The following is a 234-nucleotide window of genomic DNA, read 5'->3' on the forward strand; positions in this document are numbered from 1 at the left end:
GTCCCCACCGAGGCGACCTCGGGGCTGGTGAACACGACCGACGGGACCGCGTCGTAGTCGATACTGACGCCCTCGTTGCCGAAGGCGTTCTTTACGGCGTGATTGCCCTCCTTGGCGGCGGCCGTCTCCAGTTCGGGCTCGCCGATCACGTCGCCGGCGGCGTAGATATCGGGGTTCGTCGTCCGGAAATGGGTGTCGACGTGGATCGTCCCGTCGTCGTTCGTTTCGATTCCC

Annotated in this window: 1 protein-coding gene; it reads right to left on the minus strand. The window is 65.4% G+C overall.

Translation table 11 applies throughout. The features are described 5' to 3' along the window. Positions 1 to 234: FAD-dependent oxidoreductase (locus EXE45_RS19080; RefSeq protein ID WP_158294369.1), on the minus strand; the 234-nt coding region annotated here is incomplete at both ends.

It is taken from the genome of Halorubrum sp. SP9, from assembly GCF_005435015.1.
Classification (GTDB): domain Archaea; phylum Halobacteriota; class Halobacteria; order Halobacteriales; family Haloferacaceae; genus Halorubrum; species Halorubrum sodomense.